The sequence below is a fragment of the Hymenobacter psychrotolerans DSM 18569 genome, from assembly GCF_900142395.1.
GTDB lineage: Bacteria > Bacteroidota > Bacteroidia > Cytophagales > Hymenobacteraceae > Hymenobacter > Hymenobacter psychrotolerans.
On record NZ_FRAS01000007.1, the window covers coordinates 1 to 26,499 of the forward strand.

Here is a 26,499-nt window from a genome sequence, read left to right on the forward strand (position 1 = left end):
TGCCGGGGCCGCTCGCGTAAGGCACGGTAATCCATGCCCAAATCTACGGCTGCTCCTCGCGGATTAACTTAGCCACCTTTTCCGAATTAGGTCTACTATTTCAACCACTGTTCTGCTTTCTGCGGCGCCTGATAAACGAGCCGCTGGAACAAGCGCCTACCTTTTGGGGCGGCAGAATTCAGAGCAACACGGACCGTCTACTGGTACTACTGACATTCTGTCAAACCCTGCGGTGTTATCAAAATCGGAGAGTCTAATTGCGTTAGTATTTGCCCAAAAACTGCTTTTGCATCGCAGAAACGGCATTTTTGAATAGTGGTAGAAAATGGTAAATAGTGGTTGCCTTTTCTAAGGCATTGTGTACTTTTGCTATCATCCCTCTCCCGTGCCCTCCCCATATCCATGAACCTGCTCTCCGGCGAATACGAATGCAAGCTGGACCCGAAAGGGCGGCTGGTGCTGCCGGCCAAGGTGAAGGGCAGTCTGCCCCAGGCCTCGGCCGGGCAGCTCGTGCTGGTGCGTGGGTTTGAGCCCTGCCTCGTACTCTACCCGCTGGAGGCGTGGCGCGTGATTCATGACAAGGTGATGGCGCTGGATGAGTTCAATGAGGAATACCGGCAGTTTCAGCGCAACTTTTTCCGGGGTATGACGGAGGTAGAGCTCGACAGTATCGGGCGGTTTATGCTGCCCGGTTCCATGCGCCGCTATGCCGGCCTGGAGAAGGAGGCCATCATTGTAGGACTCGGCAACCGCTGCGAAATCTGGGACACGGCCCGCTACGACGAATACCTTATCAAGGACCAGCAGAGCTTCTCGAAGCTGGCCCAGAAATTCCTGACCAACGAAACCGGGCCTGGCGGCTCCCTTGCCGCATGAGCACGACCCCAAGCAACGACTACCAGAACGATACTGCCTACCACCGCCCCGTGATGCTACGCGAGTGCCTGGAGGCGCTGGACCTGCAGCCCGGCGGCCGCTACGTTGACGTGACCTTTGGTGGCGGCGGCCACTCGGCCCGGATTCTGGAGCACCTACGCGGCGAAGGCCACCTCTACAGCTTCGACCAGGACGCCGATGCCGAACAGGAGGCCGCCAAACTGGCCCGGCCGCAGTTCACGTTCATCCGGGCCAACTTCCGCGACCTGCACGCCGAGCTGCAGCACCACGGGGCCCTGCCCGTAGATGGCCTGCTGGCTGATCTGGGCGTGTCGTCGCACCAGTTTGATACGCCGGAGCGGGGCTTCAGCACCCGGTTTGATGGGCCGCTGGACATGCGCATGAACGCCGAAGACGGCCCCACGGCCGCCGACATCATCAATGAGTATCCGGAAGCCGACCTGCACCGCATCTTTGGCATGTACGGGGAAGTAACCAACGCCCGCACGCTGGCCCAGACCGTGGCCGCCGCGCGGCGCGGGCAAACCATCCATACCATTGCCGGCCTGAAAAAGGCCATTGCCGGCTGCACGCCGCGCGGCAAGGAAAACAAATACCTGGCCCAGGTATTTCAGGCCCTGCGCATCGAGGCCAACGACGAGATGAAGGCGTTGCAGGAAATGCTGGAGCAAACGGCGCAGGTGCTGCGTCCCGGCGGGCGGCTGGTGGTCATGAGCTACCATTCGCTGGAAGACCGGCTGGTGAAGAACTTCATGGCCAAAGGCAAATTCTACGGCGAAGCCGAGAAGGACCTGTTCGGCCGCACCAACACCCCTTTCGAGGTGCTGACCCGCAAGCCGGTGGAAGCTTCCGCCGACGAAGTAGCCCTGAACAGCCGCGCCCGCTCGGCCAAGCTGCGCGTGGCGATAAGACGACCGGAATAAACGCCGTTCGTCGCCCGATTATCACTCAGAAGAACTCCACGCCTGTGGCACTCAATACCATAAAACCCGTCGCCAGCCAGCCCCGCGCCAACGTGCCCCGTGCCGTGGAGCCGGAGCCCGTGGTGCTGCCCGAGGCCGATATGGCTCCGGAGCCCGCGCCCCGGCCGCCCAAGGCCCCGAAAGCAGCGCGTCCGGAACGGCCGGCTGCGCCGCGCAGCTCCTGGAGCGTGTTTTCGCTGCTGGAGCGCCTTACCCGCATGGACGGGCTGTTTCGGGAGGGCCTGCCGGTGCGCTACCTGCCGCACGTGCTGTTCGTGATGTTCCTGATTCTGGTTTACATCGGCAACACGCACTACGCCTCGCGCATGAACCGCAGCATCCAGAAGCTGAAAATCGAAACCGAAGACCTGCGCGCCGACTATACCACCCTGAAATCGGACTACATGGAGGCCAGCAAGCAAAGCGAAGTGGCCCGCAAGGTAGCCGCCTATGGGCTCGTGGAAAGCTCGTCGCCGCCGTTCCGGATTGAAGTGCCTGCAGGCCGCCTCGATGAAGCTGCGCTGGACCTGGTGCCTGTGCTGACCGCCGACTCTTTGGCCGCCCGCGCCCTGCGCGACTCCCTGCGCCGTGCCGGCCCTGTCGTGCCGCTCGACTCTACTACTATTGAGGTGGGCGCCCCGCCCGTACCCATCGGGACGGACGCCACCGGCGCCCCGGCCGAACCGGCGCCTCAGCCCGCTGCCACCCGTCGCCGTTGATCAGTGAAGATGAAAGGAAGCGTTAAAAAATCCATCGTTACCCGCGTACGGCTGGCGTTTTTGGGCGTCTGCCTGTTTTCGTGCGCAGTAGTCTGGAAGATTTCCAACATCCAGTTCAAGGAAGGGGAGCGGTGGCGCGCCCTGGAGCAGGAGCGCCGCGTGGTATACCAGCCGGTATTTGCCACGCGCGGCACCATTCTCGCCGACGACGGCCGCAGCATCATGGCCACTTCGCTGCCCTTTTTCCGGGTGGCCTGGGACCCGAGCGTAGTCGATTCGGAAACGTTTAACAAAGGCGTTGACTCTCTGGCCATTCAACTGGCGCATTTCTTCGGTGACCGGAGCATATCGGAGTACAAGCGCAAGCTCAAGAACGCCAAGCTGGCCAAACCCTCGGTGCGCTACATTCGTCTGAATTCCCGGCAGATCAACTACCAGGAGAAGAAGGAGCTGGCGCAGTGGCCCATTTTCCGGGAAGGCAAAAACAAGGGCGGCGTCATTTTCGAGAAAGTCGATAAGCGGTTCCGGCCGTTTGGCGGGCTGGCCCAGCGCACCATCGGCTTCGTGAACGAGGATAAGAACGGCGCGGGTCTGGAGTTTACCTTCAACCGACACCTGGCCGGCAAAGACGGCGAGGCGCTGTTTGAGCGGCTGCCCGGCGGCAACAAGCCCATCTACGACGGCACCGAGGTCAAGCCGATTCCGGGCTACGACGTGCAAACCACGCTCGATATCAACCTGCAGGACGTGGCCGAAAATGCGCTGTACAAGTCGCTGGTCGACAACAATGCCCAGTACGGCTGCGTGATTCTGATGGAAGTGCAGACCGGCGAAATCAAGGCCGTGGCCAACCTGGGCAAGGTAGCCGACGGCGTGTACCGCGAAGACTACAACTACGCCATTGCCGACCAGGGCCGGACCGAGCCGGGCTCCACGTTCAAGCTGGCCTCCATGATGGCGCTGTTCGAGGAAAATCCGAACGTCACGCTCGACGACATCGTGGACACCGGCAACGGCCGCATGTACATCGGCGGAGCCGTGAAAACCGACTCGCACGGTTACGGCAAAATCACGGTGAAGCAGGTGTTCGAGAAGTCGTCGAACATTGGTATTGCCGTGCTGGTCGATAAGCAGTTTGGCAAGAACCCCAGCCGCTACACCGACCATCTGAAAAAGTTCGGGCTGCACAAGCCGCTGGGCTTCCAGATGGCCGGCGAAGCCCGCCCGTACGTGAAAGACCCGCAGGACCGGTCCTGGAGCCGCACCTCCCTGACCACCATGAGCATCGGCTACGAGCTGAAGCTGGCTCCTTTGCAGACGCTGGCCTTCTACAATGCCATAGCGAATGGCGGCGTGAAAGTGCAGCCCATGATTGTGCGCGAAATCAAGCAGGCCGACAAAGTGCTGGAGCGGTTTGAGCCGGTTATTCTCAATCCCAAAATCTGCTCCGATGAGACGCTGGAAAAGGTGAAAGCCATGATGGAAGGCGTCGTGAGCCAGGGCACGGCCCGTAGTATCCGGTCCGAGGACTTCACGATGGCCGGCAAAACCGGTACCGCCTGGAAATTCAAGAACGGCGCCTACACGAAGGTGTATTCCACCAGCTTCTGCGGCTATTTCCCCGCCGACAAGCCCAAGTACAGCTGCATCGTGGTGGTCGATTCGCCGAAGAAAGGCCGCATTTACGGCGCCGACGTGGCCGCGCCGGTTTTCCGCGAAGTGGCCGACAAAGCCATGGCCCGCGACGCCGCGAGCCAGCGGCCGCTGCTGGCCCGCGCCTCGCTCAACAAGGCCAAAGTGCCCTTCGTGCAGGCCGGTATGCAGGACGAGCTGCGGCTGGTGTGCGAGCAGATTGGCGTGAAAAACGAAGCCCCTTCCCCCGACGAGGATTGGGTGCGGATAGATGCCAAAAAAGACAGCGGGGCCGAAGCACTGGCGCTGCAGCCGTTGCCGGTTCGGCCCGGCCGCGTGCCCAACGTCACGGGCCTCACCCTCCGCGACGCCCTGTTCCTGCTCGAAAACCGCGGCCTGCGCGTGCGCACTCAGGGCACGGGCCGCGTAAAGGCGCAGTCGGTGGCGGCGGGCACGGCCGTGCGGCGTGGCACGATGGTCACGTTGGCGCTGGCGCCCATCGGGCAGCGGCCCGGCGGCCCGGCGGCGCCGGTAGTGGCGCCGGCATCCAGCCAGCTGGAAGAAAACAAGCTGCTGACGCCCGTGGATACCGACCTCGACGCCAAAGCCCGGGCGCTGGCGGCCAAAGCCAAAGCCCGGCTGGCAGCTACCAGTCCGGCGCCCGCCGCACCTCAGCCGAAGAAAAAGCCTGAGCCCAAACCCAGCGCCAAGCCGGCCAAACCTGCCAAGCAGCTAAGCCAGCAGGCCACTGGCGCCAAGCCTAAAAAGGCCTAGAGCCATTCCGTCAACCGCCACGCACCTTTCTTAAGGCCTTCGCGAGAAACCTGCCCCCCGACCTTGTCTGAATCCAACGAAATAACGCTTCCGCTTTTTTCCCTGCTCGCCGATGTGCGCATAACGGCGCAGCATGGCCCCGCCGATGTGTCCGTGCGGGCGCTTACGCTCAACTCGCGGCAGGCCGCGCCCGGCTTTGTGTTTTTCGCATTGCGCGGTGCCGCCACCGACGGGCACCAGTTCATTGCGAAAGCCGTGGAACAGGGCGCATCTGTGGTGGTGTGTGAAGACCTGCCGGCCACGCTCAGCCCGGGCACGGCCTATGTGCAGGTGCCCGATTCGGCGGAGGCTATGGCGCATATGGCAGCGGCTTTCTACGGGCATCCGTCGCGGAGCCTGCAGTTGATTGGCGTGACGGGCACCAACGGCAAAACCACCTGCGCCACGCTGCTGCACAAGCTGCTGCGCGAGCTGGGCTACCATACCGGCCTGCTCAGCACGGTGCAGAACCAGATTGACGAGCTGGTGATTCCGGCCACGCATACCACGCCCGACGCCATCCGGCTGAATGAGCTGCTGGCCCGCATGGTGGAAGCCGGCTGCACGCACGCCTGCATGGAAGTGAGCAGCCACGCCGTCGTGCAGCACCGCACCACGGCGCTGCGCTTCGCGGGCGGCATCTTCACCAACCTCACCCACGACCACCTCGACTACCACGGCACGTTCGACAACTACCTGAAGGCCAAGAAAGGCTTCTTCGACCAGCTGCCCAAAACGGCCTTCGCCCTCTCCAACGCCGACGACAAGCGCGGCATGGTGATGCTGCAGAACACGCCCGCCCGCCGCGAAACCTACTCGCTGCGCAGTGCCGCCACGTTCCGGGCCAAGCTGATTGAAAATGCCGTGCATGGCCTGCACCTCGAAGTAGACGGCCACGACACGCAGTTCCGCCTGATTGGCGTCTTCAATGCCTACAACTTGCTGGCCGTGTATGGCGCGGCCGTGCTGCTGGGCGAGGAGCCGCTGGAAGTGCTGACCGTGCTGTCGGGGCTGCTGTCGGCGCCGGGGCGGTTTGAGCCGGTGGTGTCGGAGAAAAGCCGCGTGACGGGCATTGTGGACTACGCGCACACGCCCGACGCGCTGGAAAACGTGCTGCAAACTATTGCCGACATCCGCCAGCCCAGCCAGCAGGTTATTACGGTGGTGGGCTGCGGCGGCAACCGCGACGGGGCTAAACGCCCCATTATGGCCGGTCTCGCCTGCCAGGGCTCCGACCGGGTCGTGCTGACGTCCGACAACCCGCGTTTTGAAGACCCCAACGATATTCTGCAGCAGATGCAGGCCGGCGTGAAGGTGCAGGACCTGGCCAAAGTCCTGACCATTCCGGACCGGCGCGAAGCCATCAAAACCGCCGTGGCGCTGGCTGGCCCCGGCGACATTGTGCTGGTAGCCGGCAAAGGCCACGAAACCTACCAGGAAATCAAAGGCGTGAAAACTGACTTCGACGATAAAAAAGTACTGACCGACATGTTTGACCTGCTGGGTAAGTAAGACAGCCGCGCCGTGTGGGGCTTGGTTCTACACCAAAATCTGCACAAACGCAACGCTTGCCGAACCCTGAAAAACCCGAACCTTTGCAGCTTGCCTACCTTCTGACCGCAACCTGCTGAACCCGCGCCCATGCTGTATTACCTCTTTAACTACTTGTATAAAGTGCACCACCTGCCGGGAACCGGGGTGATGCAGTACAGCTCGTTCCGCGCGGCTCTGGCCATCGTCACTTCGCTCATCATTGCGCAGTTTTTCGGCGCGCCCCTGATCCGGGTGCTGCAGCGCCAGCAAATCGGGGAAACCATCCGAGACCTTGGCCTGCAGGGCCAGATGGAGAAGAAAGGTACCCCCACCATGGGCGGCCTCATCATTCTGCTGGCCATTCTGGTGCCGGTGCTGCTCTTCGCCAAGCTCGACAACATCTACATTGTACTCATGATTCTGAGCACCGTGTGGCTGGGCCTGATCGGCTTCGTGGATGACTATATTAAGGTAGTGAAGAAGGACAAGGAAGGGCTGGCCGGCCGCTTCAAGATTATGGGCCAGGTGGGCCTGGGGCTCACGGTAGGCTGGGTGCTGTTTTTCTCCAATGACGTGACCGTGCGCCAGTATCTGCTCAGCAACGGACAGTCGTCGGCGGTGGATGCCAGCACCATCTACCAGGACGTGAAGCTGATGATTACGACCATTCCCTTCGCTAAAAACAACGAGCTCAACTACGGCGACCTGTTTGCCACGGCCGGCGACTTTTTCAACGAGTACTACGCCTTCTTCTACATTCCCATCGTGATTCTCATCATCACGGCGGTGAGCAACGGTGCCAACATTACCGACGGCCTCGACGGACTGGCAGCGGGCACCTCGGCCATTATCGGCACTACGCTGGCCATTTTCGCTTTCGTGAGTGGCAACGCGCTGTTGGCTGACTACCTGGATATTATGTTCATTCCGAACTCCGGGGAGCTGGTAATCTTCTGTGCTGCCTTCGTGGGGGCCTGCGTGGGATTTCTGTGGTACAATAGCTACCCGGCGCAGGTGTTTATGGGCGACACCGGCTCGTTGGCCATCGGTGGCATCATTGCGGTGCTGGCCCTCATTGTGCGCAAAGAGCTGCTGATTCCGGTGCTGTGCGGGGTGTTCCTGGTTGAAAACCTGTCGGTGATGGTGCAGGTGAGCTACTTCAAGTACACGCGCCGCAAATACGGCGAAGGCCGCCGCCTGCTGCGCATGTCGCCGCTGCACCACCACTACCAGAAGCTCGGCTACCACGAGTCCAAAATCGTGTCGCGCTTCTGGATTGTGGGCATCATGCTGGCCGTTCTGACGCTGGTTACTCTGAAACTTCGCTAACACTCAAGCTATGCACTACGTCATCCTCGGAGCCGCAGAAAGTGGGGTAGGGGCCGCGCTGCTGGCGCAGGCCAAAGGCCACACGGTGTTCGTGTCCGACAAAAGCCCCATTCAGCCTGTCTATAAGCAGAAGCTGACGCAGGCCGGCATCCGGTTCGAGGAGGGCACGCACACGCTGCAGGAGGTGCTGCGCGCTGATGAAGTGGTGAAAAGCCCCGGAATCCCGGAAAAAGCGCCCGTCATTCAGGCCCTGCGGGAGAAGGGTATTTCCATCATTTCGGAGATTGAGCTGGCCGGCCGCCACACCAAAGCCAAATGCATCTGCATCACGGGCACCAACGGCAAAACCACCACCACGCTGCTCACCTATCACCTGCTGAAGGAGGCCGGCTACAGCGTGGGCCTTGCCGGGAACGTGGGCTACTCGCTGGCCGAGCAGGTGATAGAAGACCAGTTTGAGTACTACGTGGTGGAGCTGAGCAGCTTTCAGCTCGATGACACCTACGAGTTTCAGCCCTGGGTTTCGGTGCTGCTCAACATCACGCCCGACCACCTGGACCGCTACGGCTACTCCCTGAAAGAATACGCGCTGGCCAAGCTGCGCATCATGCGCAATCAGGACAGTTCGGGCTGGTTTATCTACAACGCCGACGACGAGAACATTCAGCGCTACTTCCAGGCGGCGCTGCGGCCCGTCAACCAGCTGCCCTTCAGCCTGCACCGCCGCCCCGATTACCAGCTAGCGGCCTACTACACGCAGGAAGAACGGCTGTGCTCCAACCTCAGCCCGGGCCTGAATCTGGCGGAGGAGGAAGTAAGCATCAGCGCCTCGCCGCTCATTGGCCAGCACAACCGTCAGAACATGCTGGCCGCCGTGCTCTGCGCGCGGGTGACCGGCCTGAGTACCGAGCAGATTGAAACCGCGCTGGGCACCTTCCGCAACGCCGACCACCGGCTGCAGCCGGTGGGTAGCATCAACGGGGCGCGCTTCATCAACGACTCCAAGGCCACCAACGTGGAGGCCGTGTGGTACGCGCTGGACGGCATCCGGCAGCCCATCATCTGGATTGCGGGCGGCACCGACAAAGGCAACGACTACTCGACGCTGGTGCCCCTGGCCAAGTCGCGCGTGAAGGCGCTCATCTGCCTGGGTGTTGATAATGAGAAGCTGAAAGCCAGTTTCGGGGGCGTGGTACCGCTGCTGGAGGAAACCCAAAGCGTGGAAACCGCCGTGCGGCGCGCCGCCGAACTGGCCGAAGCGGGCGACGTGGTGCTGCTCTCGCCCGCCTGCGCCAGCTTCGACCTGTTCAAAAACTACGAAGACCGGGGCCGGCAGTTTGCTGCCGCGGTGCAGAACGTAATGAGTGACTGAGTGACTGAGTGGATGAGCGAAATGCTCATCTGCCCTGCCAGAACGCTCAGTTACTTAGTCACTCATCCACTCATTCACTCACTCACCGATGGAACCCGTCAAACTCTGGCTACAGCGCAACCTCAAGGGTGACCCGGTACTATGGGGCATCGTGATTCTGTTTTCGCTTATCAGCATGGCCGTGGTGTATTCGGCTACCGGCACGCTGGCCTACAAAAACGAGCTGCGCGGCCGCTCCGGCACCACCGAAATGATTCTGTTCAAGCACACCAGCCTCATTTTCGTGGGGCTGGCGCTGATGTGGCTGGCCCACCGCATCGACTACCGCTACTACTCGCGCCTCTCGCTGTACGCGCTGCTGCTGTCGGTGCCGCTTTTGCTGTTCACGTTCTTTATGGGCGGCACTACCCTTAACGATGCTTCGCGCTGGCTTACTATCCCGGTCATCAATCAAACCTTTCAGCCGTCCGACTTAGCCAAGCTGGCCCTGATTTCGCACCTGGCTTCCATGCTCAGCCGCCGCCAGCAGCACGTGCAGGACTTCAAAACCACGCTGCTGCCCGTGATGCTGTGGGTGGGACTGATCTGCGGTATTATCATCATGAGTAATGCCTCCACGGCGCTGCTGCTGTTTGCTACCTGCCTGCTGCTGATGTTTATCGGGCGCGTGCCGCTCAAGCAGATGGCTGTGATGGTGGCCATTGGGCTGGTGGTGGGCGGCGTGGGACTGGCTTCGGGGCAGCGCTACAAAACGGTAGTGTCGCGCATTGAAAGCTTCACCGACAAAAGCAAGCCGGTGCCGTTTCAGCTGGAGCACTCCTACATTGCCATTGCCACGGGCGGTATTACGGGAAAAGGCCCCGGCAATAGCACCGAGCGTAACATTCTGCCCCACCCGTATTCCGACTTCATCTATGCCGTAATCATCGAAGAATACGGCATGGTAGGCGGCGTAACGGTGTTATTTCTCTACCTGGCTTTCCTGTATCGAGGGCTGCTGACGGTGGTGAACAGCCACGGGGCCTTCGGCGGGCTGCTGGCGGCCGGTCTTACGTTTAGTCTGGTGCTGCAGGCCATGGTGAATATGGGCGTGGCCGTGGGGCTGGGCCCGATTACGGGGCTGCCGCTGCCGCTGCTGAGTATGGGCGGCACCTCGCTCATTTTCACCGGTATCAGCGTGGGTATTATTCTGGCCGTGAGCCGGGGTGAGCGGGAAATCCGGCCCATGGTGGGCGAGCCCGCCGACACTGCCCGGATTCCCAAAAAAACGGCGTATGCCTAATGATGGCTACCTGCTGATAGTTGATTGATGCGCTATCGAAAGCGTAACTAACCAGCAATCAACACCTAACAGTCAGCCATCAATACTCAACAACCAGCACATGAAAGTTATCATCAGCGGCGGCGGTACGGGCGGGCACATCTTCCCGGCGGTGGCAATTGCCAATGAGCTGCGCCGCCGCCAGCCCGATGCCGAAATCCTGTTTGTGGGCGCCAACGGCCGCATGGAGATGACACGCGTGCCCGAAGCCGGCTACAAAATCGTGGGCCTCGACATCAGTGGGCTGCAGCGTCGCCTCACGCCGCAGAACCTGCTGTTCCCGATTAAGGTGATGCGCGCCGTACGCAAAGCCGGCAAGCTGCTGGAAAGCTTCCGCCCCGATGCCGTGGTGGGTGTGGGCGGCTACGCGTCGGCGCCGGTGTTGCTGGCGGCCACGTCGCACGGTATTCCGTCGCTCATTCAGGAGCAGAACTCCTACGCCGGTCTCGTAAACAAGCTGCTGGCCCGCCGCGTGAATAAAATCTGCGTGGCCTATGAGGGCATGAACAAGTTTTTTCCGGCGGAGAAGCTGGTGCTCACCGGCAACCCCGTGCGCACCGAAATAGCCACCGGCGACCGGGCTGCTGCCCTGGCCTTCTTCGGCCTCGATGCCAGCCGCCCGGTGCTGCTGGTAATCGGGGGGAGCCTCGGTGCCCGCACGCTCAACCAGGCCACCGCCGCCGCCCTGCCGCGCCTGCAGGCGGCCGGGGTGCAGGTGCTCTGGCAAACCGGCAAGCTCTACTACCCGCAGGCGCAGGAGCAGGCCGCCCCCTTTGCGGCCGCAGGATTGCACGCCCTGGAATTTGTGCAGCGCATGGATCTGGCCTACGCCGCCGCCGATGTGGTTGTCAGCCGGGCCGGGGCACTGTCGGTTTCGGAGCTGTGCCTGACCGGCAAGCCCAGCATTCTGGTGCCCTCGCCCAACGTGGCCGAAGACCATCAGACTAAAAACGCCATGGCCTTGGTGAAGCACGATGCCGCACTGTTGGTGAAGGACAGCGAAGCGGCCACACGCCTCTACGACGAGGCCCTGGCGCTGCTTCAGGACCCGGCCCGCCAGCAGCAGCTCAGCGCCAATGTGCGGCAGCTCGCTCATCCGGAGGCCACCAGCACGATTGTGGATGAGCTGCTGAAGCTCATAAAAACACGTTCCTGATTAAGTTCTGGCAGTAAAGTGGGCAGCAGGCCTACTAATCCCTACTCTGTAATTCCTCTTTCCTTTGAACCCAGTCGCCGCCTTTCCTTACGTCTACTTCCTCGGTATCGGAGGCATTGGTATGTCGGCGCTGGCGCGCTGGTTCCAGGCCAATGGCCACCAGGTATCCGGCTACGACAAAACCCGCACGCCGCTCACCGACGCGCTGGAAGCGGAAGGCATTGCGGTGCATTTCGATGATGCCGTAGACAGCATTCCGGCCGCAGTGCGCCAGCGCCGTGACCAGACACTTGTTGTGCTGACCCCGGCCATCCCCAAAGACCATCGGGAATGGGCGTGGCTGCGCGAAAACGGCTACGACATCCGCAAGCGCAGCCAGGTGCTGGGCGTACTCACGGCCGGCCACCGCACCATTGCCGTGGCCGGTACGCACGGCAAAACCACTACCAGCAGCATGGTGGCGCACCTTCTGCACCACGCCGGGGTGCCCTGCGCGGCATTTCTGGGCGGCCTCTCCGTCAATCTGGGTTCCAATCTGCTCCTGCCGCCGACCGGTGAAGCCCACGTGCCCATCGTGGTAGAAGCCGACGAATACGACCGGAGTTTCCTGACCCTGCACCCCGAAATTGCCATTGTTACGAGCACCGATGCCGACCACCTCGACATCTACGGTGACAAAGACGCGCTGGTAGAGTCGTTCCGGCAGTTTGTGGGCCAGATTCAGCCCGGCGGCACACTCATCATCAACCACACCGCCGACGCCAGCGTGGCAGCCGCCGTGCCGGCCGGCGTGCGGGTTATCCGCTACGGCCTCTCACCCGAGCAGGGCCCGGAACTCTACGCCGACCACATCACGGCGCAGGGCCACGAGTTCCGGTTCGACCTGCACGGGCCGCAGGGTACGGCAGCGGAACTCGCGCTGGCCGTGCCCGGCTACCACAACGTGGAAAACATGCTGGCCGCCGCCTGCGTGGCTCAGTTGGAAGGCGTGAGCCCGGAAAAGTTACAAACGGCTGTTGCGGCCTACCGGGGCGTGAAACGCCGCTTCGAGTTCATCCTGACAGCCGGAGCAGGAGACGGGCAGAAAGTTTATGTGGATGATTATGCCCATCATCCACGCGAAATTGAGGCTTTCCTTCGTTCCCTGCGCACATTGTATCCGGGCCGCCGGCTGCGGGTGGTTTTCCAGCCGCATCTGTTCACCCGCACCCGCGACTTTGCTCCCGGATTTGCTGAGAGTCTGAGTCTTGCTGATGAAGTGGTGCTGATGGATATCTATCCGGCGCGGGAGCTGCCGCTGCCTGGTGTGACGTCCGAATTGATTTTGTCCCAAATAACTGCCCCTCGAAAATCACTGCAGAGTCGGGAGGAAATTTTCGCTAATACCGAAACCCAATCGGATTTCGACGTATTAGCCACTGTCGGCGCCGGCGACATTGACCAGCTTGTACCGCGTTTAAAGAATATTTTACATCTTCGGTGGAATGGAACTCAAGCGTAAGGTAAATAATGTGCTGTTTGCCACCGGCTGCCTCGTGCTGCTGGGTGGGCTGGCCGTGTTTGCCGGCGTAAAGCAGGCCAGCCGGCCCGTCGGGCAGGTCATCGTCACCATCGGCAACGAGTTCAACAACTACTTTATCAGCGAGCGGGAAGTCACCAGCCTGCTTACCCGCAACGGCGAGCAGCGTCTGGAGGGCAGTACGCCCGAAGAGCTCAACCTGCCGGCCCTGGAAGCCCGCCTGAAGGCCCACAGCTTTGTGAAGGATGCGCAGGTCTACCGCGACCTGGCCGGCAACCTCCACGCCGATGTGCGCCAGAACCGTCCCATTGCCCGCCTCGTACACGCCGACACCCGCCAGGACTGCTACCTCGACGCCGACGGCAACAAGCTGCCGCTGTCCTCGCTGTTTACGGCACGCGTGGTGCCTGTGTCGCGTCCCGGCGGGCAGCCGCTGGCAGCTTCGTTCTTCCAGGATTCTACCGGCCTGCGGTATCTGGAGTTGCTGCGCTACATTGATGAGCACTCGTTCTGGCGGGCGCAGGTAGCAGAGGTCTTCATCGGGGCCAACGGCAAGGTTTCGTTCACCCAACAAATAGGAGACCAGCAGGTAGAATTTGGCTTTCCTGAGAATATTTCAGAAAAATTTGCGAAACTGATGGTATTTTACCGTCAAATACCTCCCGCCTTAGGCTGGGATACCTACCACCGCGTCAACGTTGAATTCAAAGATCAGATAATTTGCGAGTGAGATTTTCTCGCTCCATTGGCCTGAAAAGCCTATTTTTGCCCCTAATACACCGCCTCACACTGCCCTCGCCCGCCAGCTTAACCCGACAACCTCCCCATGCAACACGATAAGATTGTAGTCGGCCTCGACATTGGAACCACCAAAATCTGTGCCCTCGTAGGCCGTAAAAACGAATTTGGCAAGCTAGAAATTCTAGGCATGGGCAAAGCCGTGTCGGAAGGAGTAGTGCGAGGCATTGTGTCCAATATCGACAAGACGGTGGACGCCATTAAGCGGGCTATCCGGCAGGCGGAGGAACAGTCGGGCATCAATATCGGCGTGGTAAACGTGGGCATTGCCGGCCAGCACATCAAGAGCCTGCAGCACAACGGCAGCATCACGCGCGCTTCCGCCGACAGCGAAATCACGCAGGAAGACGTGGAGCGCCTCACCGGCGACATGTACCGCCTCGTGACGCCGCCCGGCTCCCAGATCATCCACGTAATGCCCCAGGACTATAAGGTGGACTACGAGGAAGGCATCATGGACCCGGTGGGTATGTCGGGCGTGCGGCTGGAAGGCAACTTCCACATCATCACGGCGCAAAGCACGGCCATCAACAACGTCAATAAGTGCGTCAACAAGGGCGGCCTCGAAATCGACAATCTGATTCTGGAGCCGCTGGCGTCCAGCCTGTCGGTGCTGTCGGATGAGGAGAAGGAGGCCGGCGTAGCCCTGATTGATATTGGGGGCGGCACCACCGACCTGGCTATCTTCAAGGATGGCATCATCCGGCACGCAGCGGTGCTGCCGTTTGGCGGCAACATCGTCACGTCCGACATCAAGCAGGGTTGCCAGGTGATGCAAAACCAGGCCGAGCAGCTCAAAGTGAAATTCGGCAAAGCCATTGCAGAGGAAGCTTCCGACTACGAAATCGTGAGCATCCCGGGCCTGCGCGACCGGGCTCCCAAGGAAATTTCTCTCAAGAATCTGGCTTACATTATTGAGGCCCGGATGGAGGAAATCATCGAGCTGGTGTACGCTGAGATTCAGCGCACGGGCCACGCCGACAAGCTGGCGGCCGGTATCGTGCTGACAGGCGGCGGCGCGCAGCTGCAGAACCTGGTGCAGCTCACGGAGTACGTGACGGGCCTCGACACCCGCATTGGCTACCCCAATGAGCACCTGGGCAAGAGCAAGATTGAGGCGGTGAAGTCGCCGATGTACGCTACTACGGTGGGCCTCGTGCTAGCCGGCTACCGTTCCCTGGATGAGCGCCTGAACCGCAACAACTACGAGCAGCAGGAAGAGCAGAAGCCCGCCGTAGCCCATCAGCACACGCCTGCGCCCATTGCGGCCTCTGCCGTGATAGTAACGCCCAAGGCAGAGCCAGCCAAAGCCCCGGAGCCCAAGAAACCCTCGTCTACCGGCGACTTTTTCCGCAACATCATCAGCAACACCAAAAAGCTGCTGATTGACGATTTTGATGACAAGCAGTACTAGTTGATTGGAGTCTTGGGGGCGCGGAAGCCCGGCCTGAGAGTTGCGCACAGCGGAACTTTACTGGGCCGGAACGCCTGTAGCAGAAACCAAGACCCGCAGTCCCCAAGTCCCAAGACCCCAACCAATGAATTATAAATTCGACATCCCGGCGCAGTCCAAGTCCATCATCAAGGTGATTGGCGTGGGTGGGGGCGGCTCCAACGCCGTGAACCACATGTTCAGCCAGGGCATCAAGGACGTAGAATTCGTCATTTGTAACACCGATAAGCAGGCATTGGCCTCTTCTACGGTGCCCAACCGCCTGCAGATCGGGCTGGACCTGACCGAAGGCCTCGGGGCCGGCGCCAACCCTGAGCGAGGCAAGCAGGCCGCCATCGAAAGCCGCGAACAAATCCGGGAACTCCTGAGCAACGGCACCAAAATGGTGTTTATCACGGCCGGTATGGGCGGTGGTACGGGCACGGGTGCGGCACCGGTTATTGCCAAAGTCGCCAAAGAACTCGGCATCCTCACGGTAGGTATCGTGACGGCGCCTTTCATGTTTGAAGGCAAGAAAAAGCGTCAGCAGGCTGAGCACGGCATCAAGGAGCTGAGCGAAAACTGCGACACCGTACTGGTGATTCTTAACGATAAGCTGCGCGAGATTTACGGCAACCTGCCTATCCGCTCGGCCTTCGCCAAAGCCGATAACGTGCTGAGCACCGCCGCCAAGTCCATTGCCGAAATTATTACGGTGACGGCCGACGTGAACGTGGACTTTGAAGACGTGAAAACGGTGATGAAGGACAGCGGTGCGGCCGTTATGGGCTCGAGCATCACGGAGGGCGAAAACCGCGCCCGCCGTGCGGCCGAAGAGGCACTGGCTTCTCCGCTGCTCAACAATACCGATATCCATGGGGCGCAGCGCATCCTGCTCAGCATCATGTCCGGCGACCAGGCCGAGCTGGAAATGGATGAGCTGACCGAAATTACGGAGTGCATCCAGGACAAAGCCGGCCAGAATGCGGAAGTAATCTTCGGCCACGGTATCGATTCTACTCTGGGCCAGAGCATCCGGGTGACGGTTATTGCCACTGGTTTCGCGCGGGAAGCACACACCATCACGGCTATTCCGGCGCGGGAAGAGGAGCCAGTAAGCCAGCCCGAAGCTCAGCTGAACGTCTTCAATAAGGAGCCGCTGGACGTAGCAACGGCCCCGGTAGTGCCTTCCTTCACGAGTGCACCGGTTCCGCAGCCCATGGCTCCGGCCCCGATGCCAGAGCCGCAGCCCGTGAAGTTTGACCTCGAAACTTCTCCGTATACCGGCCAGGTACCGCCCGTGGCGGCCCCATCGGCGCCGGCTCCTGAACCAGTGGTGTATCATGCTGCCCAGCCCGCCGCGCCTTTGCCTGGCCGCCCGGCTCTTGATGCCCGCGCCGAGGAGCGCCGCCGCCGCCTGCAGGAACTCAGCAACGGCCTCACCAACGACTCCATCAAGGATCAGCTGGAGACGCCTGCGTACCTGCGCCGGCAAGTGAAGCTGGAGAATGTAACGCCCTCTTCGGAGCGAAACATCAGCCGCTTCAACCTCTCCGACGACAACGAACTGCTGGGCGACAACCGTTTCCTGCACGACAACGTCGACTAGATTCAGGTAAAACCACCTAAAGCAAAGGCCGCTGCAGTATCTGCAGCGGCCTTTGCTTTAGGTAGAAACTGATGCTTGTCAGCGTGGCTGGCGCTGAGGCAGTTCAAGCGAATCAGAAGCAGCAGGCTGAGTGTACCGTGGGGAGCCCGGCTCCCGGTCGGGGCTGAGGGAACGGGTGGAAGAGAGCGAAGAACAGGCGGCTAAAGGCAAAATCAGTAGCACAGCTATCCACAAGAGCGGCTTCTGCATCACAGAAGGAAAGAACAGGAAAGCAGACTTCACTCAGAAAGGGTTGGAGAAGCGCTTATCCTGAATGAAAGTAGAATCTGTCAGGGTTTTCAGGAAGGCAACGAGCTGCCGCTTTTCGGTAGCGGTCAGGTTAAGCGTAGTGCTGTTGCTGCCGGCCGGGCCGGGGTTGGAGAGCAGCAGAATCGGGTTTACGTTGGGGCTGTTCCGCTGAATGTGCTCGTTGTAGTGGTCCACTACTTCTTCCAGGGTCTGGAAGCGGCCATCGTGCATGTAGGGAGCCGTGAGGGCAATATTGCGCAGAGTAGGCACCCGGAACAGCCCTTTGTCGCTGGGCCGGCCCGTGATGCCAAACCGGCCGGGGTCCGCAAAGGTCATATCCAGGCCATTGTTGACAAATTCTGCCGTGCCGCCGACCGTAGCAAACGTAGCGTTGGTAAAAGTAAAGTTGTTGCCGTTGTGGCAATGGTCGCAGGAGCCGCCGCGGGCGTTGCTGTTGCCACCTTCGCCGGGATGGTTGAAGAAAAGCAGCCGGCCGGCCCGCTCGTCATCATTCAGGCGAGTCTGGCCAAGCAGCGACTGTTCGTAGCGCGTGTTGGAGGAAATAAGGGTCCGCTGGAACTGAGCCAGGGCCTTAAGCACGTTTTCTTCGGTGATAGTGCTGGAGCCGAACGCCCGGGCAAACAGCGGCGGGTACATATCGGTCTGCTGCAGCTTGCTGACGCCGGTAGCCAGCGACTGGTGCAGCTCCACCGGGTTTTCGATGGGGGTGCGGGCCTGGGTTTCAAGCGTGGTGGCCGCGCCGTCCCAGTTCAGGGTGGGCTCCCACAGCAGGTTCACCAGCGACATGGTGTTGCGCTGATGAGCAATGCCATCGACGCCAACGGCCAGGGCCCGGCCGTCGGTGAAAGCCTTGCTTTGCTGGTGGCACGAGCCGCACGACATGGCATTGTTGCGGGAAAGCCGGGTTTCGTAGAACAGCTTACGGCCCAGGTCAATACCTTCCACCGTCAGCTGATTATTGGCCGGAATAACAACGCCTTTGGGCAGCTGCGACGGAATTTCTAACGTGTAAGGCGTCGGCAGTGGCACTTGCGGCTCAACGGGCTGCGGCTCTTCCCGGTGGCAGGCCGCCGCCGACAGCAGGGCAGCCATGGAAAGCAGAAGCCAGGAACGCAAACGGGTACCACGTAGCAACATAAACAAGGCGGAACTGAGACGGCTCAAGATACTATTTCCTGAGCCAACACGGAACAGGAGTAGTTCAGTTTCAACTACTCCTGTTCCGTGCCGGACGCATTGTGGCTTACCGGATCAGGTATTTCGTTTGGTTGAAGCTGTAGCCGACGGCCACTACCATCCGGCCGGCACTGGCCGGGTGCGCGGTGGCGGCAGTGTACACCGGAAGCTGCACACTAGCGTTCAGTGACAGGTTTTTGTAGTACACATCCAGGCCAGGGCCGAGCAGGGCATTGTTCATGGCGTGCTCACCGGTGAGCTGCCCTTCGAACAGTTCTCCCTTGGTTTTTTCGTAGAAAAACTGCGCCGATGGGTACAGCTGCCAATCGGAACCCAGCGCCACCCGGTAGAAGAGGTTGGCGAAAGCCGTTGTGCCGGGAGCAAGTCCTTCATCGAAGCGGTTGGCCATACCGCGGCGGTAGCTGGAGTTGAGGCTGAGCCCGACTCCGCGGTAGCTGCCGATGTAGTTGGCATACACAAACCCATCGGTGGTGCCGGTGCCGGGCTGCGTGAGGGTGGGGTAGCGGCGGCCGGCAGCTGTGTGGCGCCGGAAATCACCGGTAGGCAGTTTCGCGCCGCCGCCCACAATCAGGCGGCTTTGTATGCCGGCGGTTTCGATGCTGCGGATGAGGTGGTAGCCGGCAAACACCGTCACGTCGCCGAGGCCGCTCAGGTTAAGCTGCTGCCCATTGATCTGGGACGTGTTCATGACGTACGGCACGAAGGCGTTCAACTCCAGGCGCTTGGCCAGAAAGTACTTGCCGCGCAGCTCAACCACGCGAAACGCCTCAAAATCGGTCGGGTCGCCTTGGTGCGAGTGGCTGTAGCCAGGATCAGCGCCATTAAGGGGCCGGGCCAGCACAGGCCTAGCGCCGGTCGGGAAAAGCTGCGGCGACTGGCCCAGGGCGCGGTAGCCGTTGAAGATGCGGTAGCGGTGCATCAGCGAAAAGCTGCTTTGGTTGTCGTAGGGGGTGATACCCATGAAGCAGCCGCAGATGTCGCAGGCACTGGCAGCCTGGGCCACCAGCAGGGCCGGTAGCAGAAGCGCTAATTTGGAGAAAGACATAGGAAGCAGCGCCCGGAAGCGCTGAATTAGAGGGTGTTGCCCAAGCTGCCAGGACAGCAGCCCAGGACGCTATTGTTCGGCTAGCTGCGGGTTGCGCAGAAACTCCTCATCGGTGAGAGTGGCCAGAAATGACAGCAGATCCTGGCGCTCTTCCGGCGTGAGCGGAATGCCCAAACGGCCGTTGGGCTGCCGGAACTGTGGGTCGAGAGTAGGCGAGGCCACCATGCCCTGGGTGTAATGGTCGAGCACTTCTCCCAGCGTCTGGAAACGACCGTCGTGCATGTAGGGAGCCGTTAGAGCCACATTGCGCAGGCTGGGCACCTTAAACCGGCCGACATCGATGCCGCGGCTGGTGATATGGGCCCGCCCGGAATCCAGCGGGAAGCGGCGGTCCAGCCCGTTATTGCGAAACGACTCATCAGTGAACAATTCCCCGGCATGGCAGCTGCCACATTTCTGGCGCAGCACCTGCAGCCCCCGCTGCTCTGCTGCATCCAGCGTGCCGCCCGCTTCGTGGCGGGCATACTTGTCGTAGCGCGAGTTGGCGGAGGTGAGGGCGGCAGTGAATTGCGCCAGGGCCCGCAGAAACTGATAGGAGTCAATGGGGCCGGAGCCGCCAAACACCGCCGCAAAACGCCGCTGGTATTCCCGGTCAGCGTTCAGCTTGCGCACCACGTTGTCAATCGTTTCGTCCATCTCCACCGGATTGGTGATAGGAGCGAGGGGCATGGTTTCGATGTGGCTCGCGCCGCCATCCCAGAAGAAGGTAGGCTTCCAGCGCAGGTTCTGCAGAGCCGGCGCGTTGCGGGTTCCCAGGCGGTTCTCCACGCCGTGGCTTAGCTGGTGGCTGGCGTGCGCAAACGCCACAAACTGCTGGTGGCAGCTGCCGCACGAGACGTCGCCGGTGCGCGAAAGGCGCGGATCGTAGAAAAGCGTGCGCCCCAGCTCGAATGCAGCGCGCGTAGGCGGATTCTTCTCTACTCCGTATACCGGCGGCGGAAAATTGGCCGGCACCGATATGCCGGGCACTTCTTCCAGTGGGCGTACGTCGGCATCCGGCCGGCAACCTCCAGCGGCAAGCAGGGCCAGCAGCAGCCAGCCGTGCAAAAAAGGGAACAGCCCTTTCATCAGAGCCAGAGCATCCGCCGGCTAGTTGCCGTGAATGTGGTCTATGGTGAACATGCCAGCCGCCTGGTTATCAGCGATGCGAACTGCATTCGGACCACCCATCACGTTGTTGAGCTCGGAAAAGCGGATGGTGGATTTGCCGGTGAACATCTTTAGAATGTCGGCCTTCAGATGGACCTGCGGTGTGCGCCCTTCCCGCACCTGAATAGCCTTGTTGGCTATCGGCAGCGTCACCGTGCGAATAGTGTTGTTAGGCGACTTGAACCCGCCGATGTGAAACACAAGTGGGGGAGAGGTGCTGCGGTCCGGATTGTAGCGGCCTTCCAGCTTCGTGAAAATATAGCCGGTATTCCAGGTCCAGAACATATCCGATGGAGCCAACGCGCCGGTCTGGACGCCGCTTACGTTTCGGACACTATCTACGCCAATCGTGAAAGTGAGGCCGGTGTAGTCGCCGGCAGGTACACTGCTGATGGTGAAGGTTTTGGTGACCGGCAGGGCTTCGTCGAGCAGGTAGTAGCTTTCCGGCTGCGCATAAGAAGTGCCATCGGCCTTCTTGAACGTGATGTTTGAAATGTAGTAGCGCAGCGTAGAAACCGTGAATGTGTCGCCGGCGGCATTTTTGTAGCGCGTACTACCTAGTTGCAGCGGGGCGGTGCCCACCACATTTTCAAACTCCATAGTAACGTTGCCCTGCTCCGAATCTTCGTCTTTTTCGCAGGAAGAGAGGGAAACAGAGGCAAGCAGGGCCAGCAGGAAGGCGGCATAGTGTAGAACTTTCATCTTTCGGGAGCTTAAGCAGGAAGTACAAACGATGGTGCTGGGTGCCGCGCTTTGCGCGCACCTGGTAGCACTTGGTTGAAACCGAGCCTGCAGCAGGCCCGGCTAATCGAATGTCAGACCCGCCGCGACGGAGGATGAAAGATGCCCAGAGGCGGCGCAAAAGCGTAAAACACCGAAGCCGCCGGTGCAAAATGCAGCGGCAAAGCCCGAGCGTATAGTGGCGCGGTTACCGTGAAGCGGCAGGGCACTACCACATCGTATTTCACCTTAGCAAAGCCGGCGGCCGGTGCTTTGCTTTCTGAGTCGGTGGCTTTACGCAGTTGCTTAGCCAGATGGCACTTGCCGTTGCAGCGCAGCTCAGGCTTCGCCTTGTTAACGCAAAAGAGCCGTGTTATGCTCTCCTTGTGCATCTGGTAGTCAAGCACCAGCACCTCCCGACTGAATGTCTGAAGGAGCACCAGAGCAGCCAGAAACAGGGCCAGAAAGCGCGACAAAGTGGTGGAAAGGCTAGTGAGACCGGGCAAATATAAGGCGCCCGCTCAGCAATCCGGAGAATCTGGCGTTTTTCGCTTAGAACGCCACTAGTTGTGCGGCCTGTTCGCGGAGCAGCTGCTGATAAAATGCGTGCGTCAGGTCGCCCTCGGCCGTCAGGTGCTGGTCGATGAAGGGCAGGCGCACACGGGCGGGCAGCACAGCCGTTCCCAGGTACATCAGCACATCGGTGAGGTGGCTAAGAGCGAGCAGCCCGCCCTGCGCGCCCGTGCCCAGGCCAACCAATGCCGCCTTTTTGCCGCGGATGCCACCCGGGTAGGGCAGGCCGTCAATAAACGTTTTGAGCACTCCCGGATACGAGCAATTGTATTCCGGCACCACTAACACTAGTTTGTCAGCTTCGGCAGCCAGATCGGCCAGCCGGTTGAAGCCGTCGTGGCGGCCGGTGTTGTCGTACAGGGCCGATACGCTCACATCGGCGGGCAACTCGGCCAGATCCAGAATCTGATGCGTCGCCTGCAACTCGTGCAGAATGCCCGCATAGAGGTTGGCAATGCGCCGGGCGCGGGAGTCAGGCCGATTGGTGCCGGCAATAATGGTTATCATCAGTCAGGTAGCAAGTTAACGGTAGGAGGGCCGTATGGCAGCTTAAGCAGCTTAGATATAGGCATCAAAAAAGCGAAACGGCAGGCCGTTTCGCTTTTTGTACCTTGTATGCTATAACCGCAATACCTACACGAGGTTATTGGAAGTGGCTTTAGCCGCCAGGAATTCGCGGTTCAGGATGGCAATATTTTCGAGGGAAATACCCACCGGGCACTCTGCCGCGCAAGAACCAATGTTAGTGCAGGCGCCGAACCCTTCTTTGTCCATCTGAGCTACCATGTTTTCTACGCGCGTTTTGCGCTCCACATGGCCCTGGGGCAACAGCGCCAACTGGCTTACTTTCGCCGAAACGAAGAGCATGGCAGAGGCGTTTTTGCACGATGCCACGCAGGCGCCGCAGCCAATGCAGGTAGCAGCCTCAAATGCGCGGTCAGCAATTTCCTTCGGAATCGGAATTTCGTTGCCGTCGGGAGTGCCGCCGGTGTTCACGCTCACATAGCCGCCCGCCTGAATAATCCGGTCGAAGGCCGAGCGGTCCACGCTCAGGTCACGGTTTACGGGGAAGGCGTTGGCGCGCCAGGGCTCGATGACGATGGTGTCGCCGTCGGAGAACTTGCGCATGTGCAGCTGGCAGGTAGTCGTGCCGGTTTCAGGACCGTGAGCCCGGCCGTTGATGAACAGGTTGCACGAGCCGCAGATACCTTCGCGGCAGTCGTGGTCGAAGGCTACCGGCTCGTCGCCTTTGCGCAGCAGGTCTTCGTTGAGAACGTCCAGCATTTCCAGAAACGACATTTCGGGCGAAATGTCCTTAACCTGGTAATCCACGATTTTGCCTTCCGTGTTGCGGTTTTTCTGCCGCCACACTTTCAGCGTGAGATTCATTGGTTTGGCGTTGGGGTTGCTTCCAGCCATGGTTTTATAAAGTTCAAGCTCTCAGCCACAAGCCGCAAGCTTTCGTGTTAGATGAGGTGAAAGCCGGCCGTTGGGTGCCCAACGGCCGGCTGCTGGCCGCTTACTTGTAGCTCCGCTGCGTGAGCTTCACGTTTTCAAATGTCAGCTCTTCCTTGTTCAGGATTTCGGGCTGATTATCGGCTACGTACTGCCAGGCAGCCACGTAGGCGAAGTTGTCGTCGTCGCGGAGGGCTTCGCCTTCGGGCGTCTGGTATTCCTCACGGAAGTGGCCACCGCAGCTTTCGTTGCGGTGCAGCGCATCGTCTACCATCAGCTCGCCGAGTTCGAGGAAGTCCGCCACGCGGCCGGCTTTCTCCAGCGTCTGGTTGAGCTCCGCGTCGGTACCGGACAGCTTCAGGTCGCTCCAGAAACCCTGACGCAGCTTCTGAATTTCGCCTTTAGCGTACCGTAGGCCTTCGGCCGTACGGGCCATGCCACAGTACTCCCACATAATGTGGCCGAGCTGCTTATGGAAGTCGTCGGGCGTGCGCGTGCCGTTGATGCTCATCATCTTATTGATGCGGCCGCGTACTTCCGCTTCCGCCTCTTTGAAGGCCGGATGATTGATATCAACCGGCTTGGGAGGCGTTTGGGCCAGGTAATCCCCGATGGTATAGGGAATTACGAAGTAGCCATCGGCCAGACCCTGCATCAGGGCCGAAGCGCCAAGACGGTTGGCACCGTGGTCGGAGAAGTTGCACTCGCCGGTGGCGTAGAGGCCGGGCACAGTGGTTTGCAGGTTGTAATCTACCCACAGGCCGCCCATGGTATAGTGAACGGCCGGGTAAATGCGCATGGGCTGCTTGTACGGGTCCTCGTCGGTGATTTTCTCGTACATGGCAAACAGGTTGCCATATTTCTGGCTAACTGCTTCGGCACCAATTCGCTGAATGATTTCGCTGAAATCAAGGTACACGGCCAGGCCTGACTGGCCTACGCCACGGCCTTCGTCGCACATCATTTTAGCGTTGCGCGAAGCCACGTCGCGCGGCACCAGGTTGCCGAAGGCCGGATACTTGCGCTCTAGGAAGTAGTCGCGCTCATCTTCGGGCACCTGATTCACGTGAATCTCGCCTTTCTGGAGCTTCTGCGCCATTTCCACCGTCTTGGGCACCCACACGCGGCCGTCGTTACGCAACGATTCCGACATCAGCGTCAGCTTCGACTGGTAGTCGCCGGATACGGGAATGCAGGTCGGGTGAATCTGGGTGAAGCAGGGGTTGGCGAAGTAGGCACCCTTCTTGTGCGCCCGCCACGCGGCCGTGGCGTTGGAGTACATGGCGTTGGTGCTCAGGTAGAACACGTTGCCATAGCCACCGGTAGCCAGCACTACGGCGTGCGCCGCGTGCTGTTCAATTTCGCCCGTAATCAGGTTGCGGGTGATGATGCCGCGGGCTTGCCCGTCAATCACCACCAAGTCGAGCATTTCCGAGCGGGTATACATCTTCACCTTGCCGTAGGCAATCTGGCGCGACAGGGCCGAGTAGGCACCCAGCAGCAGCTGCTGTCCGGTCTGGCCACGGGCGTAGAACGTGCGGCTTACCTGCGCACCTCCGAATGAGCGGTTGGCCAGCAGCCCGCCGTATTCGCGGGCGAAAGGCACGCCCTGGGCCACGCACTGGTCGATGATGTTGACTGATACCTGAGCCAGGCGGTACACGTTGGCTTCGCGGGCACGGTAGTCACCGCCCTTAACGGTGTCGTAGAACAGACGGAAAATAGAGTCGCCGTCGTTCTGGTAGTTTTTGGCGGCGTTGATGCCACCCTGCGCAGCAATAGAGTGGGCGCGGCGCGGGGAATCGTGGAAGGTAAAGGCTTTCACGTTGTAGCCCAGTTCGGCCAGCGAGGCTGCGGCAGCGCCGCCAGCCAGGCCGGTGCCTACCACAATCACGTCGTACTTACGCTTGTTGGCAGGGTTAACGAGCTTAACGTTGAACTTATGCTTTTCCCACTTCTCGGCCAGCGGCCCTTCGGGAATTTTAGACTCCGGAAACATTGGCGGTAGAGGTTAGGGGTTATTTGAAAAAGTAGAAGTAGATGGGCATAGCGGCGAAGCCAGCGCACACCACAATAGAAAACACCACACCTACCAGTTTGATAACCGGAGTATACTTGCGGTGGTTGAGGCCCAGCGTCTGGAAGGCGCTCTGGAAGCCGTGCAGCAAGTGGTAGAGCAGCGCAAACTGCGCCAGCACGTACAGCACCACGTAGAAAATGTTGTGGAACGCATCTACAACCAGCGCGTAGGCGTTTTCGTTGCCCTGCGCATCCACCAGCGGGGTGCCGAAGCGGAGCGTGCCGAAGAAGTTGTAGAGGTGCACCACCAGGAAAAACAGGACAATGCTGCCCAGCACGGCCATATTGCGGGAATGCCAGGGGCTATTCTGCTCGATATGGTCGGAAACGTATTTGCTGCCGCGGGCGGCTTTGTTTTTGGTGGCTAGCAGCAGCCCCTCGTAGATGTGAAACCCGAAGCCCAGTACCAGCCCGATTTCCATAATCCGGATGATGGTATTGTGGCTCATGAACTCGGAGTAGGCATTAAACGCCAGACCACCGTCGTTCTTGAATAACTGGAGGTTGCCGACTAAGTGGACTACCAGAAAAGAGCACAAAAAGAGGCCTGTAACGGCCATAACTATTTTGCGGCCAATGCTGCTGGAAAACGTGTTACTAATCCAACTCATAGGAGCGAATGAAAGGTTTTGGTGGGTTCGGTGAATCGGCCAAAGGTAAGGGCGGCCCTGCTAGGAAACAATCCAAATAAACTATAGTACCGGAGCGTTGTCTTGCATGAATCAATCCGCTGCCAATCCCGTTACATAAACCGGCAGCTACGTCTGGGGTAGTAACCGGAGGGGTATGGTTTTTGTTGGCTTGCTTCACGTAATTGTCT

Annotated in this window: 22 protein-coding genes; 13 read left to right on the forward strand and 9 right to left on the reverse strand. The window is 60.2% G+C overall.

The features are described 5' to 3' along the window. The first annotated feature begins 402 nt into the window (after positions 1–402). The 13 genes from mraZ to ftsZ all read left to right on the forward strand — a co-directional run bounded on the left by mraZ (position 403) and on the right by ftsZ (position 17,092). Positions 403–876 carry a division/cell wall cluster transcriptional repressor MraZ gene (gene mraZ, locus BUE15_RS08170; RefSeq protein WP_073283036.1) on the forward strand — a complete coding sequence of 158 codons (474 nt, stop codon included), beginning with the start codon at positions 403–405 and terminating at the stop codon, positions 874–876. Continuing rightward, positions 873–1,820, forward strand: a complete 948-nt coding sequence (rsmH, locus tag BUE15_RS08175) for a 16S rRNA (cytosine(1402)-N(4))-methyltransferase RsmH (RefSeq protein WP_073283039.1) — start codon at positions 873–875, stop codon at positions 1,818–1,820. The genes mraZ and rsmH overlap by 4 nt, the downstream gene beginning before the upstream one ends. 44 nt (positions 1,821–1,864) lie before the next feature. After that, positions 1,865–2,578 carry an FtsL-like putative cell division protein gene (locus BUE15_RS22325; RefSeq protein ID WP_244535917.1) on the forward strand — a complete coding sequence of 238 codons (714 nt, stop codon included), beginning with the start codon at positions 1,865–1,867 and terminating at the stop codon, positions 2,576–2,578. A gap of 9 nt (positions 2,579–2,587) precedes the next feature. Next, positions 2,588–4,984: a penicillin-binding protein gene (locus BUE15_RS08185; RefSeq protein ID WP_084548911.1), complete on the forward strand. Its 2,397-nt coding sequence runs from the start codon at positions 2,588–2,590 to the stop codon at positions 4,982–4,984. Between the two features lie 63 nt (positions 4,985–5,047). Beyond that, positions 5,048–6,535, forward strand: a complete 1,488-nt coding sequence (locus BUE15_RS08190; protein ID WP_073283042.1) for a UDP-N-acetylmuramoyl-L-alanyl-D-glutamate--2,6-diaminopimelate ligase — start codon at positions 5,048–5,050, stop codon at positions 6,533–6,535. A gap of 129 nt (positions 6,536–6,664) precedes the next feature. Next, positions 6,665–7,885, forward strand: a complete 1,221-nt coding sequence (mraY, locus tag BUE15_RS08195; protein ID WP_073283045.1) for a phospho-N-acetylmuramoyl-pentapeptide-transferase — start codon at positions 6,665–6,667, stop codon at positions 7,883–7,885. A 10-nt stretch (positions 7,886–7,895) separates the two neighbouring features. After that, the gene (murD, locus tag BUE15_RS08200) at positions 7,896–9,257 is read left to right on the forward strand and encodes a UDP-N-acetylmuramoyl-L-alanine--D-glutamate ligase (RefSeq protein WP_073283048.1); all 1,362 of its coding nucleotides are present in this window, start codon (positions 7,896–7,898) and stop codon (positions 9,255–9,257) included. An 88-nt stretch (positions 9,258–9,345) separates the two neighbouring features. Next, complete coding sequence (locus BUE15_RS08205) at positions 9,346–10,539, forward strand: FtsW/RodA/SpoVE family cell cycle protein (protein ID WP_073283051.1); 1,194 nt, start codon at positions 9,346–9,348, stop codon at positions 10,537–10,539. A 100-nt stretch (positions 10,540–10,639) separates the two neighbouring features. Beyond that, positions 10,640–11,734 carry an undecaprenyldiphospho-muramoylpentapeptide beta-N-acetylglucosaminyltransferase gene (murG, locus tag BUE15_RS08210; protein WP_073283054.1) on the forward strand — a complete coding sequence of 365 codons (1,095 nt, stop codon included), beginning with the start codon at positions 10,640–10,642 and terminating at the stop codon, positions 11,732–11,734. 64 nt (positions 11,735–11,798) lie between these two features. Further along, positions 11,799–13,235 carry a UDP-N-acetylmuramate--L-alanine ligase gene (murC, locus tag BUE15_RS08215; protein WP_262987460.1) on the forward strand — a complete coding sequence of 479 codons (1,437 nt, stop codon included), beginning with the start codon at positions 11,799–11,801 and terminating at the stop codon, positions 13,233–13,235. Beyond that, complete coding sequence (locus BUE15_RS08220) at positions 13,219–13,983, forward strand: cell division protein FtsQ/DivIB (RefSeq protein ID WP_073283060.1); 765 nt, start codon at positions 13,219–13,221, stop codon at positions 13,981–13,983. Before murC ends, BUE15_RS08220 begins: the two co-directional genes overlap by 17 nt. A gap of 96 nt (positions 13,984–14,079) precedes the next feature. After that, positions 14,080–15,465 (forward strand): cell division protein FtsA, encoded by a 1,386-nt coding sequence (gene ftsA / locus BUE15_RS08225; RefSeq protein ID WP_073283063.1) that lies wholly within the window; start codon positions 14,080–14,082, stop codon positions 15,463–15,465. 124 nt (positions 15,466–15,589) lie between these two features. Further along, a complete protein-coding gene (gene ftsZ / locus BUE15_RS08230) occupies positions 15,590–17,092 on the forward strand; it encodes a cell division protein FtsZ (protein WP_073283066.1) in 1,503 nt (500 codons plus the stop codon). Positions 17,093–17,374: 282 nt separating this feature from the next. Here ftsZ and BUE15_RS08235 read toward each other — a convergent pair whose 3' ends face one another. From BUE15_RS08235 to BUE15_RS08275, 9 genes are all read right to left on the reverse strand, one after another. After that, the gene (locus tag BUE15_RS08235; RefSeq protein ID WP_073283069.1) at positions 17,375–18,493 is read right to left on the reverse strand and encodes a cytochrome-c peroxidase; all 1,119 of its coding nucleotides are present in this window, start codon (positions 18,491–18,493) and stop codon (positions 17,375–17,377) included. A 151-nt stretch (positions 18,494–18,644) separates the two neighbouring features. After that, on the reverse strand, positions 18,645–19,643 hold the full coding sequence (locus BUE15_RS08240) for a hypothetical protein (RefSeq protein WP_073283072.1): 999 nt from the start codon (positions 19,641–19,643) through the stop codon (positions 18,645–18,647). Positions 19,644–19,712: 69 nt separating this feature from the next. Next, positions 19,713–20,771, reverse strand: a complete 1,059-nt coding sequence (locus tag BUE15_RS08245) for a cytochrome-c peroxidase (RefSeq protein ID WP_073283075.1) — start codon at positions 20,769–20,771, stop codon at positions 19,713–19,715. A 21-nt stretch (positions 20,772–20,792) separates the two neighbouring features. Continuing rightward, the gene (locus BUE15_RS08250; RefSeq protein WP_073283078.1) at positions 20,793–21,554 is read right to left on the reverse strand and encodes an MbnP family protein; all 762 of its coding nucleotides are present in this window, start codon (positions 21,552–21,554) and stop codon (positions 20,793–20,795) included. A 113-nt stretch (positions 21,555–21,667) separates the two neighbouring features. After that, complete coding sequence (locus BUE15_RS08255) at positions 21,668–22,078, reverse strand: hypothetical protein (RefSeq protein WP_139252183.1); 411 nt, start codon at positions 22,076–22,078, stop codon at positions 21,668–21,670. 46 nt (positions 22,079–22,124) lie between these two features. After that, a complete protein-coding gene (locus BUE15_RS08260; protein ID WP_073283084.1) occupies positions 22,125–22,652 on the reverse strand; it encodes an NADPH-dependent FMN reductase in 528 nt (175 codons plus the stop codon). Between the two features lie 126 nt (positions 22,653–22,778). Then, the gene (locus BUE15_RS08265; RefSeq protein ID WP_073283087.1) at positions 22,779–23,534 is read right to left on the reverse strand and encodes a succinate dehydrogenase/fumarate reductase iron-sulfur subunit; all 756 of its coding nucleotides are present in this window, start codon (positions 23,532–23,534) and stop codon (positions 22,779–22,781) included. 130 nt (positions 23,535–23,664) lie between these two features. Continuing rightward, complete coding sequence (locus BUE15_RS08270; RefSeq protein ID WP_073283089.1) at positions 23,665–25,599, reverse strand: fumarate reductase/succinate dehydrogenase flavoprotein subunit; 1,935 nt, start codon at positions 25,597–25,599, stop codon at positions 23,665–23,667. Positions 25,600–25,618: 19 nt separating this feature from the next. After that, positions 25,619–26,290, reverse strand: a complete 672-nt coding sequence (locus tag BUE15_RS08275) for a succinate dehydrogenase cytochrome b subunit (protein ID WP_073283092.1) — start codon at positions 26,288–26,290, stop codon at positions 25,619–25,621. Positions 26,291–26,499 lie beyond the last annotated feature (209 nt).